This is a genomic window from Sphingomonas sp. BL-S-05, from assembly GCF_055521695.1.
The window spans coordinates 1,152,769-1,169,635 of the sequence record NZ_CM145499.1 but is presented as its reverse complement, the minus strand read 5'-3'; the positions used below and the strand labels follow the sequence as shown (position 1 = coordinate 1,169,635).

Sequence of the window (16,867 nt, the reverse complement as noted above, 5' to 3'; positions counted from 1 at the left end):
CCAAACCATCGTCACCCCAGCGCAGGCTGGGGTCTCCCGGTGGCGGAGCGGGCGCTCCGATCGAGCAAGACCCCAGCCTGCGCTGGGGTGACGTTACTGGCTGGGGGTTGGCACGGCGCGCTCTCCTCGTCGGCGGTCTGTCGCTCGGCATCGCCACCGCCCTGCCCGCCTTCGGCCAGCCGGGTTCGCCTCCCCTGACCTACCGCCCGATCTGGCCGGGTGTCGCGCCGGGCGGCGAGAAAGTCACCGAAGCCGAACAGGAAATCCCGCGTTCGCCGACCGGGCCGAAGGACGACACCGCCTTCCTGCACGTCCGCACGCCGACGATCGCGCATATTGCGCCGGCCAAGCCGAATGGCGCGGCGATCCTGCTGATCCCGGGCGGCGGTTACCTGCGCGTGGCGATCGGCAATGGCGGGCGGGCGCTGCTGCAATTCTTCGCCGATCGCGGCTATCATGCCTATCTACTCAAATATCGTCTGCCCGGCGATCCATGGGCAGCGGGACCGGACGCGCCGTTGCAGGATGCCCAGCGCGCGTTGCGGCTCATCAAGGCGGAGGCCAAGGGCAATGGCGTCGCAGTCGATCGTATCGGCGTGATGGGCTTCTCGGCCGGCGGGCATCTGGCGGCAATGCTCGCCTATCGGACCGACACGACCTACCAGCCGGTCGACGCGGCCGATGCCCTGCCGCTGGGCGTTCGCGCGGCGGGTCTGCTCTATCCGGTGGCGCTGATGGGTACGCCGGGCGCGCACAAAGGGTCGCAGGACCAGTTGCTCGGTAAGGCGCCCACCGCGGAACAGGCGTTGCGTGCCCGCACCGATGCCCGATCGGAGCCAACAGCCCGCCGACCTTCGTCGCGCACGCGATCGACGACAAGGTCGTGAGCGTCGATAACGGCCTTGCACTTCTGGCGGCACTTCGGTGGTCGAAACGCCCGGCCGAAGCCTATTTCCCCGAAATCGGCGGCCATGGGTTCGGCGTCATGCTCGACGGACAGCCCGCGCCATGGACGAACCTGTTCTTCGCCTTCGCCAGACGGCACGGGCTATGAGCCGGCCGTCGGTCGCATTGTTCGTCACCTGTCTGGTCGATGCGATGCGGCCGGCGATCGGCTTTGCCAGCCTGAAGGTGTTAGAGGAAGCAGGCTTCGACGTGGTCGTCCCGCCGGGCCAGACCTGTTGCGGGCAGCCGGCGCTCAATTCGGGCGATCATGACGGCGCGGTCGCGATCGCCAAGGCGACCATCGCCTGCCTCGAACCCTATGGCGCGATCGTGGTGCCCAGCGGATCGTGCGGCGGTACGATCAAGGTCCATTATCCCGAACTCTTCGCCGACGATGTGGCATGGCTGGCTCGGGCGGAGGCACTGGCGGCGAAGACGCACGAGATATTGTCGTTCCTCGATGCGCAGGGCTGGCGACCCGACCGCGTGCGCCTGCCGACGACCGCCGCCTATCACGACAGTTGTTCGGGCCTGCGTGAACTGGGCATCAAGCGTCAGCCGCGCGCGCTGCTGTCGGCCGTCGCCGGTCTTGACCAGTTGCCGCTGAAAGGGGCGGAGACCTGTTGCGGCTTCGGCGGCACCTTCTGCGTAAAATATCCGGCGATCTCGAACGCGGTGGTCGAGGAAAAGGCGCAGGCGATCGAGGATAGCGGCGCGGCGCTGTTGCTCGCCGGGGACCTCGGCTGCCTGATGAACATGGCCGGCAAGCTGCATCGGCGTGGCAGCAGCGTCCGCGCTTTCCACACCGTCGAAATCCTTGCCGGCATGGGCGACGGACCCGCGATCGGCGAAGCATCATGAGCTTCGGGCAACGCGTCGAGCTGGCACTGGCCGATAAGGTGCTGAAGGTAGCGGTCGAGCGCACCGCAGGCACCGCCGAGGCCAAGCGCGCGCTGGCGGTCGAGGCGTTTCCGGCGTTCGAGGACGCCCGGACGCGGGCCGCGGCAATCAAGGACCATGTGATCGCGCATCTCGGCCATTATCTGGAGATGTTCGAGGCGAATGCGATCGCCGCCGGCGCACAGGTCCATTGGGCGCAGACCGCCGACGAGGCCGCGACGATCGTCGTCGACATTTGCCGCAAGGCCGGCGCCAAATCGGTCGCGCGATCGAAATCGATGCTCGGCGAGGAAATCGGCCTGCCCCACGCCTTGGCGGAGGCGGGGATCGAGCGGATCGAGACCGACCTTGCCGAACATATCATTCAACTGGCGGGCGAGCGGCCGTCGCATATCGTCTGGCCGGCGATGCACAAGACCCGCGAGCAGGTGTCCGCCTTGTTCCGTGCCAAACACCGCGACCCGCATGTCGAGGAGACGATCGCGGCGATGGCGGAGAGCGCCAGGCGGCACCTGCGCAGCGAAATGCTGGGCGCCGATGTCGGCATTTCCGGCGCGAACTTCCTGATCGCCGATACGGGAAGCATCTGCACCGTCACCAACGAGGGCAATGCCGAACTGTCAGTGGTACCGCCGCGCGTCCATATCGTGACGGCGGGGATCGAGAAGATCGTGCCGTCACTACCCCATGCGATCCACATGCTCAGGATGCTGGCGCGATCGGCAACCGGCGCGGCGCTGACCCAATATACGACCTTCTATACCGGGCCGAAGCGCGACGGCGACCGCGACGGGCCGGAGGAGATGCACATCGTACTGGTCGACAACGGCCGCAGTGCGATGGCGGCCGATGCGGCGCTCAAGGAGATGCTGCGTTGTATCCGCTGCGGGGCGTGCATGAACCACTGCGTCGTGTTCCGACAGGTCGGCGGTCACGCCTATGGCGGAACCTATCCGGGACCGATGGGCGCGGTGCTGACCCCGGCGCTGGACGGGCTGTCGGCCAATCGCGATCTGGCGCATGCCTGCACGATGAACGGCCGGTGTCAGGAAGTTTGCCCGGTCAAGATCCCGCTTCCGACGCTGCTGCGCGGATGGCGCGAGAAGAGTTGGCGTGAGGGGCTGGAGCCGGTGTCGATGCGGCAGGGGCTTGGGCTATGGCGGCAGGCGGTGTTGCGCCCCCGCCTCTACCGGATGGCGAGCGGCGCGGCGGTGCGGGCGATGCGACTGCTGGCGCGACAGGGCTGGATCGCGCGGCTCCCCTTTGCCGGTGCATGGACCAAATATCGGGACATGCCCGCCCCCGAAGGGGGTACGTTCATGGCGCAATATGCGAAGGGACGACGGCGGTGAGTGCGCGCGATGCGATCCTCGGCAAGCTGCGTGCGCCGGTGCCGCTCGATCTGGCGGCGCAGGCGGCGGCGCTGGTGGCGGGCAGCGAGCGCCCGCCCGAGCCGGCCGGTTCGCTGGTCGAACGCTTCGCCGCGCGGCTGGCGGGTCCGAGCGTGTCGGCAACATTGGACCGGATCGACGATGCGCGCGACCTGCCCGATGCGGTGCGGCGCTACCTCGCGCACCATGCCCTGCCCGCCGCACTGTATCTGCCGCCCGATGCGCGCCTGACATCGCTCGATTGGCCCGGCTTCCGGATCGACGAAACCGTCGCCGCCGATCAGGTCGCGGCGCTGGCGGTGGCGAAGGCCGGCGTAGCCGAAAGCGGGTCGCTGGTGTTCGAAACCGATGCTAGTGCGCCGATGCTGCCGAATTTCCTGACGCTGCATCATATCGTGCTGCTGGCGACAGTCGATCTGATCGATACGCTGGAGGATGTTCCCGTCAATCTCGCCGGACACCGCGCACATTACTGGGTGACCGGCGTATCGGGCACGACCGACATCGAGGGACAATATGTGCGCGGGGCGCATGGTCCGCGGTATCTGCATGTCGTGATGGTTGGGTAGCGTTCATTCTTTCCATTCCGTTCGCTCTGGACGGCAGGCATGACGTCCCCGAACAAAGTCGTTCGACATTAATGACCTGCTAACCCGATGGTAACCGGAACGACGCATCGCACGCATACGTATTGCGCGTGACAAGCGTTCGACAATCGATACTGTCGTCCCGACCCTGTTCAGAGGAACCTGCGTGACCCAGCCTGCCCTCACCGCCGTTTCCCCTCCGTCCCCGCCCCTCGCCGAAGCGATCCTCGAAACGTTGGTTCACCGGATCGGCAAGGATGCGCAGGCCGCGTTGCCTCATGACTGGCTGGCTGCGACGATCCTAACGGTGCGCAACGACGTCATCGAACGCTGGATGGCGTCGAGCAAGCAGGCCCATGCCGCCGGTGCCAAGAAGGTCTATTATCTCAGCCTCGAATTCCTGATCGGGCGCCTGCTGCGCGACGCGATCGCCAATTTGTCGCGGACCGACGAGGTTCGCGAAGCGCTGGATTCATTAGGCGTGAAGCTGGCCGATCTCGAGGGGGAGGAGCCCGACGCCGCGCTCGGCAATGGCGGTCTCGGGCGGCTCGCGGCATGTTTCATGGAGAGCCTCGCAAGTCTCGACCTCCCCGCCTATGGTTATGGCATCCGCTATGTGAACGGCATGTTCCGCCAGCGGATCGACAATGGCTGGCAGGTCGAGCTTCCCGAAACCTGGCTGCGCCATGGCAATCCGTGGGAATTCGAACGGCGCGAGAGCAATTATCGCATCGGCTTCGGCGGTGAGGTGATCGGCGACGAGAATGGCGATTGCCACTGGATGCCGAGTGAAAGCGTCGAGGCGGTTGCGGTCGATACGCCGGTGATCGGTTGGCGCGGGGCGCGGGTCAATACACTGCGGCTGTGGACGGCGCGGGCGCGCGATCCGATCCGGCTCGACCGGTTCAACGCCGGCGATCATGAAGGCGCGCTGGCCGCGTCGGTACGTGCGGATACGCTGGTCCGCGTCCTGTATCCGGCGGATTCGACGCCGGCCGGACAGGAATTGCGACTGCGGCAGGAATATTTCTTCTCCTCGGCATCGATCCAGGACATCGTTCGCCGCCACGTTCAGTATTTTGGCGATATCCGCACCCTGCCCGACAAGGCGGCAATCCAGCTGAACGACACCCATCCGGCGGTGTCGGTCGCCGAATTGATGCGCATCCTGATCGACGATCATTCGCTCGATTTCGAAAGCGCATGGGACATCACCAAGGCGACGTTCGGCTATACCAACCATACGCTGCTACCCGAAGCGCTGGAAAGCTGGCCGCTGCCGCTGTTCGAACGGTTGCTGCCGCGCCACATGCAGCTGGTCTATGCGATCAATGCGAAGGTGCTGCGCGAGGCGCGGGCACAGGGACAGGACGATCGCGCCATCGCCGCGATCAGCCTGATCGACGAAGGTGGCGAACGGCGGGTACGCATGGCGAACCTGGCGTTCACCGGCAGCCATAGCGTCAACGGCGTCGCGGCGCTGCACACCGACCTGATGAAGCAGACGGTGTTCGCCGATCTTCACCGCCTCTATCCCGACCGGATCAACAACAAGACCAACGGCATCACCCCGCGCCGCTGGCTGTTCGAGAGCAATCCGGGACTGACGTCGTTGATCCGCGAGGCGATCGGCGATGCGTTCCTCGACGACGCGACGAAGCTCGCCGACCTCAAGCCCTTCGCCGCCGACGCCGCGTTCCGCGAAAAGTTCGAAGCGGTGAAGCGTGCCAACAAGGTACGCCTGTCGCAGCATCTGCGCGAGGTGATGGGCGTCCGGCTCGATCCCGATGCGATGTTCGACGTGCAGGTGAAGCGCATCCACGAATATAAGCGCCAGTTGCTCAATATCCTCGAGACGGTGGCGCTGTACGATCAGATCCGCAGCCATCCCGACAAGGACTGGACGCCGCGCGTGAAGCTGTTCGCGGGCAAGGCGGCATCAAGCTATCACAACGCCAAGCTCATCATCAAACTCGCCAACGACGTGGCGCGGCGGGTCAATGCCGATCCGGCGGTACGCGGGCTGCTGCGTGTGGCGTTCGTGCCGAACTATAACGTGTCGCTGGCCGAACTCATCATGCCCGCCGCCGACCTGTCCGAACAGATCAGCACGGCGGGGATGGAGGCGTCGGGCACCGGCAATATGAAGCTGGCGCTGAACGGCGCGCTGACCATCGGCACTCTCGACGGCGCCAATGTAGAGATCCGCGACCATGTCGGGGCCGAGGACATCATCATCTTCGGCCTCACCGCCGATGAAGTCGCCGAGAAGCGCGCCAATGGCTACAACCCCCGCGAGGCGATCGCCGCGTCGCGCGAGTTGCAGCAGGCGCTGTCCGCCATCAAGGGTGGCGTCTTCAGCCATGACGATCCGGGCCGCTATGCGGGCCTGATCGACGGGATCGAAAATAGCGACTGGTTCCTGTGTGCCGCCGATTTCGACAGCTATGCGCAGGCGCAGCGCGACGTCGACGCGCGCTGGGCCGATCGGGCAGGATGGAATGCCAGTGCGATCCGCAATGTCGGCGGGGTCGGCTGGTTCTCCTCCGATCGCACCATCGGCGAATATGCTCGCGATATCTGGAACGTGATGTGAGGCCGCCGGCCGACGCCATCGCGGCGCTGCTCGCGGGGCGTCATGCCGATCCTTTTGCGCTGTTGGGACCACATGCAGGTCCCGAAGGCACGTTCGTCCGCGCCTGGCTGCCGAATGCGCAAAAGGTGCTGGCGCACGACCTGTCGGGCAAGCTGCTGGGCGAGTTGCGTCCGGTCGGCGACGGCATCGTCGAGGGCGTGATCGACGGCCCGCCCCGGCCGCTGCTCTATTATGCGCGGGGCGGTGGTGGCGAATGGTGGGTAAAGGACCCGTATAGCTTCGGGCCGGTGCTGGGGCCGACCGACGATTTCCTGATTGCCGAGGGCACGCATCTGCGTCTTTACGACAAGCTCGGCGCGCATCCGATCCGGCATGAGGGTGCCGATGGCATGCATTTCGCGGTCTGGGCGCCCAATGCGCAGGTCGTCAGCGTCGTCGGCGACTGGAACCATTGGGACGCCAAACGCCATCCGATGCGGCGGCGCAACGACGTCGGCCTGTGGGAAATCTTCCTGCCCGATGTCGGGGCGGGGCAGGCGTACAAGTTCGCGATTATCGGGCCGACCGGCGAACGCCTGCCGCACAAGGCCGACCCCTTTGCCTTTGCCAGCGAATTGCGCCCGGCAACCGCCTCACGCACCGCCGCGCCGCTCGACCATGACTGGCGCGACGCCGCGCATCGCGACCATTGGGCCTCGGTCGATCCGCGCCGCGTGCCGATCTCGATCTACGAAGTCCATGCCGGCAGTTGGCAGCGCGGGGACGATGGCTGGTTCCTGCCATGGGACCAGCTGGCTGACCGGCTGATCCCCTATGTCGTCGATATGGGCTTCACCCATATCGAATTCCTGCCGATCAGCGAACATCCCTACGACCCGTCATGGGGCTATCAGACCACCGGCCTCTATGCCCCGTCGGCGCGGTTCGGCGATCCGGCCGGGTTCGCGCGGTTCGTCGACGGTGCGCACAAGGCGGGTATCGGCGTATTGCTCGACTGGGTGCCCGCCCATTTCCCGACCGACGCGCATGGCCTCGCGCGGTTCGACGGCACCGCGCTTTACGAACATGACGATCCGCGGCTCGGGTTTCACCCGGACTGGAATACGGCCATCTATAATTTCGGGAGGCGCGAAGTCTCGCAATTCCTGGTCAACAACGCGCTGTTCTGGGCCGAGCGCTATCATGTCGACGGGCTGCGCGTCGATGCGGTGGCGTCGATGCTGTACCGCGACTATTCGCGCAAGGACGGCGAATGGATTCCCAACGAAGCGGGCGGGCGCGAGAATTGGGAGGCGGTCGAGTTCCTGCGCGCAACGAACCGCGCCGTCTATCGCGAGCATCCGGGCTTCTTCACGGTCGCCGAGGAATCGACGTCGTGGCCGGGCGTGTCGAAGCCGGCGCATGAAGGCGGGCTGGGCTTCGGCTTCAAATGGAATATGGGCTTCATGCACGACACGCTCGCCTATATGGCGCGCGAGCCGGTGCACCGCTCGCATCATCACAATGAAATCACCTTCGGCCTGACCTACGCGTTCAGTGAGAATTTCGTCCTGCCGCTCAGCCATGACGAAGTCGTGCACGGCAAGGGGTCGTTGCTGACGAAGATGGCGGGCGACGATTGGCAGAAATTCGCCAATCTGCGTGCTTACTATGCGTTGATGTGGGGCTATCCCGGCAAGAAGCTGCTGTTCATGGGCCAAGAACTCGCGCAGCGCCGCGAATGGTCGGAAGAACGCGCGCTCGACTGGGAATTGATGGACGCCCCTGCGCATCGCGGCGTGGCGATGCTGGTCCGCGACTTGAACCGGCTGTATCGCGAGACGCCGGCGCTGCACGCGCGCGATTGCGAAGGTGACGGATTCCATTGGGCGGTCGTCGACGATGCGGCCAATTCGGTATTCGCATGGGAACGCCACGCACCAGGCGAACCGCCGGTACTGATCGTCAGCAACCTGACGCCGGTACCGCGTGCCGGATACCGTGTTCCGGTATCGCAGGACGGACGCTGGCGCGAGGTGCTGAACAGCGACGCTTCCGACTATGGCGGCAGCGGAATCGGCAATCTGGGCGTTGTCGACAGCGAGGATCGTACGCTGAGCGTGACGCTACCGCCACTGGCCACGATCTGGTTCGAATACGAAAACTAAAACGGGGAGAGATGCATGGAACGGCGGGGACAACCATTGGCGCGCGACGCAATGGCCTATGTTCTAGCGGGCGGACGCGGCAGCCGGTTGTTCGAGATGACCGACACCCGCGCCAAGCCGGCGGTCTATTTCGGCGGCAAGAGCCGGATCATCGATTTCGCACTGTCGAACGCGATCAATTCGGGCATCCGCCGGATCGGCGTGGCGACGCAGTACAAGGCACATAGCCTGATCCGCCACCTCCAGCGCGGCTGGAACTTCCTGCGCCCCGAACGCAACGAAAGCTTCGACATCCTGCCCGCCAGCCAGCGGATCAGCGAGTTTCAATGGTATGAGGGGACCGCCGACGCGGTGTTCCAGAATATCGATATCATCCAGAGCTATAGTCCCGAATATATGGTCATCCTGGCGGGCGACCATATCTACAAGATGGACTATGAGTTGATGCTGCAGCAGCATGTCGACACCGGTGCCGACGTGACCGTAGCCTGCATGGAAGTGCCGCGGATGGAGGCGGTCGGGTTCGGCGTGATGCACGTCGACGCGACCGACCGGATCATCGACTTCGTCGAAAAGCCCAAGGACCCGCCCGCAATCCCCGGCCAGCCGGACCGGGCGCTGGCCAGCCTGGGAATCTATGTGTTCCGGACGAAATTGTTGTTCGAAGAGTTGCGGCGCGATGCCGATACGAAGGATTCGAGCCGAGACTTCGGCAAGGATCTGATCCCGTGGCTCGTGAAACACGGCCATGCGCAGGCGCACCGCTTTTCCGCATCCTGCGTGCGCAGTCCGGAGGAACCGCGCGCCTATTGGCGCGACGTCGGGACGGTCGATGCCTATTGGGAAGCGAATATCGATCTGACCGACGTGGTGCCCGAACTCGACCTCTACGATCGTAGCTGGCCGCTCTGGACCTATTCGGAAATCACCCCGCCGGCGAAGTTCGTGCATGACGTCGACGGCCGGCGCGGGTGCGCGGTTTCGAGCCTGGTGTCGGGCGATTGCATCGTTTCGGGATCGAGCATCCATCGCAGCCTGCTCAGCACCGGGGTACGCGCGCATAGCTACAGCAACATCGATGAGTCGGTGATCCTCCCGATGACGCATATCGGGCGCGGCGCGCGGCTGACGCGGTGCGTGGTCGATGCCGGCGTGACCATTCCCGACGGGCTGATCGTCGGCGAGGATCCTGTGATCGACGGCCACCGCTTCCGCCGGACGGAGCGGGGCGTCTGCCTGATCACGCAACCGATGATCGACCGGTTGGAGGCTTGATGCAGTCGCAGCCAGTTCCTCCCCGCGTCGCGGGGAGGGGGACCGTCCGCAGGACGGTGGAGGGGGGGCGCCTGCTCCACCACGCCTGCCATATGCGGCTCGCCCCCTCCCCCATGTTTCGCATGGTCCCCCTCCCCGTGCCGGAGAGGAATTGATGCGCGTTCTTTCGGTTGCCTCCGAAGCCTATCCACTGATCAAGACCGGCGGTCTTGCCGATGTCGTCGGCGCCCTGCCCGCCGCGCTGGCACCGCATGGCGTCGAGACTTCGACGCTGTTGCCCGGCTATGCGTCTGTCCTGAAACATCTTGGCAAGGCCAAGCCGGTCCATCGCTGGGCCGACCTGCTCGGCACGCCCGCTGCATTGATCGAGGGAAAGATCGACGGCCATCCATTGCTGATCCTCGATGCGCCCGAACTGTTCGCGCGAGATGGCGGCCCCTATGCCGATGCGACCGGTCGCGACTGGACTGACAATTGGCGGCGTTTCGCCGCGCTGGGCCGGGCGGCGGCAGATCTGGCGCCACGCTTCGACCTGCTGCATGCGCATGACTGGCAGGGGGCGATGGCGCCCGCCTATCTCCGCTATGACGGCACCCATGTGCCGAGCGTCCTGACGATCCACAACATCGCCTTTCAGGGCCGCTACGACGCGGACATTTTCGCCTCTCTCGACTTGCCCGAAGCGGCGTTCGCGTTGGACGGGGTCGAATATTATGGCGGGGTCGGGCTGCTGAAGGCCGGGCTTGCCTCGGCCGATGCGATTACCACCGTGTCGCCCAGCTATGCGGAAGAAATTCGACGCGCCGAGTTCGGCATGGGGTTGGAGGGGTTGATCGAGGCACGGCGCGACCGGGTCAGCGGCATCGTAAACGGCATCGACCCGGCAGTGTGGTCGCCCGAGAACGACACCGCCCTGCCCGCCTGCTACGCCGCCCGCAACCTATCGCGCCGCCGGACCAACAAACGCGCTGTCGAAGCGGCGTTCGATCTCGATCGTGGCGACGGGCCGATCTTCATCGTGGTCAGTCGGCTGACATGGCAAAAGGGCATGGACGTGCTTGCCGATTGCGTCGACGCATTGGTCGGCATGGGCGGGCGCCTCGCCCTGCTGGGATCGGGTGACGCGGCGCTGGAAGGCGCGTTCATGGCGGCGCGCAGTCGGCACGCTGGACGGGTCGGGGTGCGGATTGGCTATGACGAGGCGCTGTCGCATCTGCTGCAGGGCGGCGGCGACGCGATCCTGATCCCGTCGCGCTTCGAACCGTGCGGGCTGACGCAGCTTTACGGTTTGGCCTATGGCTGCGTACCGGTGGTGGCGCGGACGGGCGGACTGGCCGACACGGTCATCGACGCCAACGAGGCGGCGGTGGCCGCCGGCGTCGCGACCGGTATTCAGTTCGGATCGGTCACCGCCGATGGTCTGCTTCACGCGCTGCGTCGGACGATGGCGCTCCATGCCCGGCCCGAACTGTGGACGACGATGCAGAAACAGGGGATGCGCGCGGACTTTTCGTGGACGCGCAGCGGCGCGCGCTATGCCAATCTCTATCGCGGCCTGATCGCGCAGTGACACCCGGCGCCTGTCCGTTCGATGGCGGCACTCGCTTCGCCGTGCGCGCGCGCGATGCCGCGACAGTCTGGCTGTGTCTGTTCGATGGCGAGGCCGAACGCCGGGTGGCGATGACCCACGACGGCGACTGGTTCGTTGCCGAGGTCGCGGACGTCGGTCCCGGTCAGCTTTATGGCTACCGCGCCGATGGCGAATGGGACCCGGATCTGGGGCGCTGGTTCGATCCGGCGAAGCTGCTCGTCGATCCTTACGCGACCGAACTCGATCGACGCTTCGCCTATGATCCGGCGCTATCGACCTTCGGTATCGACACTGCCGCGATCGTGCCGCGCGCGATCGTGCCCGCGCTGGTCCAGCCGGTCGCGTTCGAAGGTCCGCGCATCGATCCGGCGCGACCGATTTACGAGCTGAACGTGCGCGGCTTTACCATGCTGCATCCCGATGTCCCGGAGGCGCAGCGGGGGACGATCGCCGCGCTCGCCCACCCGTCCGTCATCGCGCATCTTCGCAAGATCGGGGTCGGCACTGTCGAGCTCATGCCGATCGTCGCGTGGATCGACGAACGGCATCTGCCGCCGCTCGGTCTCTCCAACGCATGGGGCTATAACCCGGTCGCGATGATGGCGATCGATCCCGGCCTCGTACCCGGCGGGGTCGCCGAATTGCGCGACACGGTTGCGGCGCTGCATGCGGCGGATATCGGCGTGATCCTCGATGTCGTGTTCAATCACAGTGGTGAAAGCGACGTGCATGGGCCGATCCTGTCACTGCGCGGTCTCGACGACCGCAGCTATGCCCATGCACCCGATGGCAGCCTTATCAACGATACCGGCACCGGCAACACGCTGGACGCCGGCGATCCCAGGGTCCGCGACCTGATCCTCGCATCGCTTCGCCACTTCGCATCGCTGGGCGTCGACGGGTTCCGCTTCGATCTGGCGCCGGTCATCGCACGCTCGCCGGGGTTCGACGCGCAGGCCCCGATCTTCGCCGCGATCGCCGCCGACCCGGTGCTCGCCGACCGGGTCATGATTGCCGAGCCATGGGATATCGGCCCGGGCGGATATCAGTTGGGAAATTTCCCGGCCGACTGGCTGGAATGGAACGACCGGTATCGCGACGATGTCCGCCGGTTCTGGCGGGGGGATGGCGGTGTCGGTCCGCTTGCGACCCGGATCATGGGATCGTCCGATATCTTCGGGTCGCTCACACGCAGCGTCAACTTCCTCGCGGCGCATGACGGTTTCACGCTTGCCGACCTTGTCGCGCATGTCGATCGCCACAATCACGCCAATGGCGAGAACAATCGCGACGGCCATGGCGATAATCTGTCGTGGAACCATGGAGTGGAAGGGCCGACCGATGACCCTGCCATCGGAGCCGCACGAACGGCCGATCTGCGCGCGCTGCTGGCAACTTTGTTCGCGACACGAGGGCATATCCAATTGACCGCAGGCGACGAATTCGGCCGCAGTCAGCGAGGTAACAACAATGCCTATGCGCAGGACAATGCGATCACGTGGATCGACTGGACGATGCGTAACGCCGAGCTGGAAGACTATGTCGCCGGGCTTGCACAATGGCGGCGGGAGCGGCCGGCGGTGTTCGATCGAAACGTGCCCGATCAGGCGTCGTGGCTGACCCTCGACGGCGCAGCGATGACGCCGATGCATTGGGAAGCGGCCGACTGTCCCGGCTTCGAACTCCGCCTGCCCGGCGCATCAATCCGCATCGATCGCGCCGGACGGACGGTCACGCTGCGGTAGGCTCGCCCACCCGCAGCATCGCGACGGCTGCCAGCGCCATCACGGTCGCCGCCACCAGCATCGTATAGGCCGGGTTGGTCGGAAACCATGTCTTGATGACCCCGCCCATCACCGTCGCGACGATCAATTGCGGCAGGACGATGAAGAAGTTGAAGATGCCCATATACACGCCCAGCTTGCGCTGCGGCAGCGCGTTGGCGAGCAGCACATAGGGCATGGTAAGTACCGAAGCCCAGGCGATGCCGATCCCGATCATCGGCAGGATCATCGCCGTCCGATCGTGCGTCACGAAGATGCCGATATAGGCTACCGCCCCGATGGCGAGGCACAGCAAATGGGTCCGTGCCGCACCGATGCGGCGCGCCAGCACCGGCAGCGCGAACGCCGCCACAGCGGCGACACCCGAATAGATGGCGAAGAGGACACCGACCCAGCTACCCGCCTGGTTATAGCCGTCCGAGGTCGGATCGATCGTACCCCAGACCTGCTGCGCGATCACCGGAGTCGTATAGACCCACATGATGATGAGCGCCCCCCAGGTAAAGAACTGGACCAGCGCCAGCCGCCGCATCGTATCCGGCATCGTCGCCAGATCGCCGATGATGTGGCTGAGCACATTGTCGCCGCGCCCGCTGCGTACCAGTGCGCCCGACACGAGTTGCGCCACGCCGTAGAGCGCGATGCCGGCCGCGACGAAATAGGCCTCGCGCCCGCTCTCCAGCGCGCCGCTGCGTTCGGCCCAGGCGATCAGCAGCGCGACGACGATGCCACCCGCGATCCACAATGGACCACGTTGCGGCACGACAGGGGGCAACCGGTCAGCAGCTTCCACAGCCTCTTCCCCGAACGCCGCCAGTTCGGCGGGGCTATATTCGCGAACGGTCAGTACCGTCCACAGCACCGCGGCTAGCAACATCGTGCCGCCGAAGTAGAAGCCGTAGCGGACTGCGTCCGGCACTTGGTCTCCTGTCGCGGTGTTGCTGACGCCGAAGCCGTGTTCGAGGACATAGGGCGCAATGCTGGCGACGACCGCGCCGGCACCGATGAACCATGTCTGGAACGCATAGCCCGCGGGGCGCTGTTGCGGCGCCAGCATGTCGCCGACAAAGGCACGAAACGGCTCCATCGACACGTTCAGCGACGCATCGAGTATCCACAACGTCATTGCCGCAGCAAGGATACTTGGCGAGTTCGGCATGAAGAACAGCGCGCAGGTGCAGAGGATCGCGCCGATCAGGAAATAGGGTCGCCGGCGTCCCAGCCGCCCCCAGGTCCTGTCGGAATAATGGCCGATCAACGGCTGGACCAGCAACCCGGTCAACGGTGCTGCGATCCACATCAGCCCCAACTGGTCGATCGGCGTGCCGAGCGACTGGAAAATCCGGCTGGCATTCGCATTCTGCAGCGCGAAGCCGATCTGGATGCCGAAAAAGCCGAACGAGATGTTCCAGAGCTGGGCGAAACCAAGCGTCGGGCGGGTCTGCATCTAAATCCTCCCCATTCATGGGTAGGGGGACCGTTCGCAGAACGGTGGCGGGGGCGTGCCCCAAATGCCACCGTTGCGTTCGGGCTATTCCCCCTCCACCACCGCCTTTGGCGGCGACCCCCTCCCCGCGCGCGGGGAGGATTTGTTATCGTTTCTTCGCTGCCACGAAACGGATCGCTTCGCCACCGCCGGGTGCCAGCGCGATCGTCATCGTGTCGCCCTTCTTCACCTGCCGCTGTTCGATCGTGATCGAATGGCGCGCATCGGTGCGGTAATCGGCGCGCGGACCGTCGCGATAGATTTCGGCGGTATAAGTCTTGCCGGCGTCGAGGAAGTCGAGCTTCACCGTCGAACTGCGCGCCTCTTCATCGCCGATCGCGCCCAGATACCAGTCGTTGCTGCCGGCCGCCTTGCGCGCGATCGTCGCATAGTCGCCGACCTCGCCATTCAGCACGCGCGTGTCGGACCAGTCGGTCGGCACGTCGCGGATGAACTTGAACGCCTGCGGGTAGCGGGCGTAGTTTTCCGGCGTATCGGCGGCCATCACGACCGGCGAATACAGCACGACGTACAACGCCAATTGCTTGGCGATCGTCGACTGTATGGCGCTGCCATTGCTGCCGGTCAGGCTGAGCACGCCCGGCGTGAAGTCCATCGGTCCGCCCAGAAACTGGGTAAAGACCATGTTCGCCTCATGCTCGGGCGGGTTCTTGCCGCCCTCCCACGCATTATACTCCATGCCGCGGCCGCCTTCACGGCTCAGCCAGTTGGGATAGGTGCGGCGCAGGCCGGTGTCCTTGACCGGTTCGTGGCTGTCGATCGACACCTTGTAACGTGCGGCGGCGTCCAGAACACGCTGGTGGTGGTTCACCATCCATTGCCCTTCATGCCATTCGCGATGCTTCGACCCGTCGGCATCGACACGCTCGATCTGGCCGGCGTCGGTGACATAGCCGGTCTTGACCACCCGCTCGCCATGGTCGGCCGCCCATTTGAACGCGCTGTCGAGCTGCGCGTCGTAATGGCTGACCGAACCGCCGGTTTCGTGGTGGCCGATCAGCCGAACGCCTCGCGCCTTGGCATAAGCGGCCAGCCCCGCCGCATCGAAATCGGCGGTCGGCCCGCTGAAGTTCATGTCGTTGCCGTTGCCGAGCCAATCGCCGTCCCAGCCGACATTCCATCCCTCGACCAGCACGCCCTGAATGCCGTTGGCGGCGGCGAAGTCGATATAGCGGCGGACATTGGCGGTGGTCGCGCCATGTTTCGGCCCGCGCGCCCAGGTCCAGTCGCCCTTGATCATGTTCCACCACACGCCGACGAACTTGCCGGGCTGAATCCAGCTTGTGGTGTCGCCCAGCTTGTTGGGTTCGTTGAGGTTCAGCCCGATCCGGCTGGCATTGTAGAGGCCGGCGGCATCATCGGCGATCGCGATCGTGCGCCACGGCGTCGAGAAGCCGGCGGCGCGCGTCACCTTCGGACCGTTCGATCCCGGCGTCAGCACCGCGCGGAACGTCGTGCCCTCCGAACGGGCGAGGTTCATCGCGGAATAGTCGGTCAACGCCGCTTCGTGGATCGCAACGTGGCGACCGCTGGCCAGCTTGACCGTCATCACCGTCTGCGCGGTGCCAACTGCGTCGAGCGGCGTCTTGTTGTACAGATATTCCTCGCGGTTCCATTCGAACGCCGGCTTCCACCATGCGGTACCGGGTTCGGCAAAGGCGAACTGGGTCAGTTCGTCGGCGATGTTGGCCGTCGTCAGGTTCGGCTGTTTCGGCAGCGTGTAGCGGAAACCGACCCCGTCATCGAACAGGCGAAAGGTCACCGCCATCTCGCGCTTCAGGTTCTTCGCCTCGCGAAAGGTGACCGTCAGTTCGGTATGGTTGTCGCGGATGGTCTTCCATTCACCGAACGGCTGCGTCCAGCTGCTGTCCGACCGGTCGCGCTTCGTCCCGGACAGCGTCAACCCGCGTTCGATCTTCGGCGCGTCGGTGAACAGGAAGCCCAGCTTGCTGTCGTTCAGCACGGCCTTACCATCCTTGGCGATCGAATAGCTCGGGCGGCCTTCGTTATCGAGGCTGACCGCAAGCGTCAGCTTGCCGTCGGGCGAGGCGGCACGCGCGACGACCTCCGCAAAGGCGGGCGATGCCATCGCGGTCATGCCGGCAAGCGCCAGCGCCAGTTTCATCATCCTCAACAGTCTGTTC

General features: G+C 65.2%; 12 protein-coding genes. 10 read left to right on the top strand and 2 right to left on the bottom strand.

What is annotated here, in order from left to right:
* Positions 1-107 precede the first annotated feature (107 nt).
* The 10 genes from ACZ1JS_RS05215 (at position 108) to glgX (ending at position 13,177) form a co-directional block, all read left to right on the top strand.
* The gene (locus ACZ1JS_RS05215; RefSeq protein ID WP_465168013.1) at positions 108-887 is read left to right on the top strand and encodes an alpha/beta hydrolase; all 780 of its coding nucleotides are present in this window, start codon (positions 108-110) and stop codon (positions 885-887) included.
* The gene (locus tag ACZ1JS_RS05210) at positions 884-1,054 is read left to right on the top strand and encodes a hypothetical protein (protein WP_465168012.1); all 171 of its coding nucleotides are present in this window, start codon (positions 884-886) and stop codon (positions 1,052-1,054) included. Before ACZ1JS_RS05215 ends, ACZ1JS_RS05210 begins: the two co-directional genes overlap by 4 nt.
* Complete coding sequence (locus ACZ1JS_RS05205) at positions 1,051-1,806, top strand: (Fe-S)-binding protein (RefSeq protein ID WP_465168011.1); 756 nt, start codon at positions 1,051-1,053, stop codon at positions 1,804-1,806. Before ACZ1JS_RS05210 ends, ACZ1JS_RS05205 begins: the two co-directional genes overlap by 4 nt.
* Positions 1,803-3,197 carry a lactate utilization protein B gene (locus ACZ1JS_RS05200; protein ID WP_465168010.1) on the top strand — a complete coding sequence of 465 codons (1,395 nt, stop codon included), beginning with the start codon at positions 1,803-1,805 and terminating at the stop codon, positions 3,195-3,197. The genes ACZ1JS_RS05205 and ACZ1JS_RS05200 overlap by 4 nt, the downstream gene beginning before the upstream one ends.
* Positions 3,194-3,805, top strand: a complete 612-nt coding sequence (locus ACZ1JS_RS05195) for a LutC/YkgG family protein (protein ID WP_465168009.1) — start codon at positions 3,194-3,196, stop codon at positions 3,803-3,805. The genes ACZ1JS_RS05200 and ACZ1JS_RS05195 overlap by 4 nt, the downstream gene beginning before the upstream one ends.
* Positions 3,806-3,989: 184 nt before the next feature.
* On the top strand, positions 3,990-6,419 hold the full coding sequence (locus tag ACZ1JS_RS05190; protein WP_465168008.1) for a glycogen/starch/alpha-glucan phosphorylase: 2,430 nt from the start codon (positions 3,990-3,992) through the stop codon (positions 6,417-6,419).
* On the top strand, positions 6,416-8,566 hold the full coding sequence (gene glgB, locus ACZ1JS_RS05185) for a 1,4-alpha-glucan branching protein GlgB (protein ID WP_465168007.1): 2,151 nt from the start codon (positions 6,416-6,418) through the stop codon (positions 8,564-8,566). Before ACZ1JS_RS05190 ends, glgB begins: the two co-directional genes overlap by 4 nt.
* A 15-nt stretch (positions 8,567-8,581) precedes the next feature.
* Positions 8,582-9,841 (top strand): glucose-1-phosphate adenylyltransferase, encoded by a 1,260-nt coding sequence (gene glgC / locus ACZ1JS_RS05180; protein ID WP_465168006.1) that lies wholly within the window; start codon positions 8,582-8,584, stop codon positions 9,839-9,841.
* A gap of 154 nt (positions 9,842-9,995) precedes the next feature.
* Positions 9,996-11,411, top strand: coding sequence for a glycogen synthase GlgA (gene glgA, locus ACZ1JS_RS05175; protein WP_465168005.1), 1,416 nt, complete (start codon positions 9,996-9,998; stop codon positions 11,409-11,411).
* The gene (gene glgX / locus ACZ1JS_RS05170; RefSeq protein ID WP_465168004.1) at positions 11,408-13,177 is read left to right on the top strand and encodes a glycogen debranching protein GlgX; all 1,770 of its coding nucleotides are present in this window, start codon (positions 11,408-11,410) and stop codon (positions 13,175-13,177) included. Before glgA ends, glgX begins: the two co-directional genes overlap by 4 nt.
* On the opposite strand, the gene ACZ1JS_RS05165 is transcribed toward glgX, so the two are convergent.
* Together ACZ1JS_RS05165 and ACZ1JS_RS05160 are read right to left on the bottom strand one after the other, a co-directional pair.
* Positions 13,164-14,663 (bottom strand): MFS transporter, encoded by a 1,500-nt coding sequence (locus ACZ1JS_RS05165; RefSeq protein ID WP_465168003.1) that lies wholly within the window; start codon positions 14,661-14,663, stop codon positions 13,164-13,166. The two genes, glgX and ACZ1JS_RS05165, sit on opposite strands and share 14 nt — an antisense overlap.
* Positions 14,664-14,808: 145 nt before the next feature.
* Positions 14,809-16,851 (bottom strand): glycoside hydrolase family 97 protein, encoded by a 2,043-nt coding sequence (locus tag ACZ1JS_RS05160; RefSeq protein ID WP_465168635.1) that lies wholly within the window; start codon positions 16,849-16,851, stop codon positions 14,809-14,811.
* Positions 16,852-16,867 lie beyond the last annotated feature (16 nt).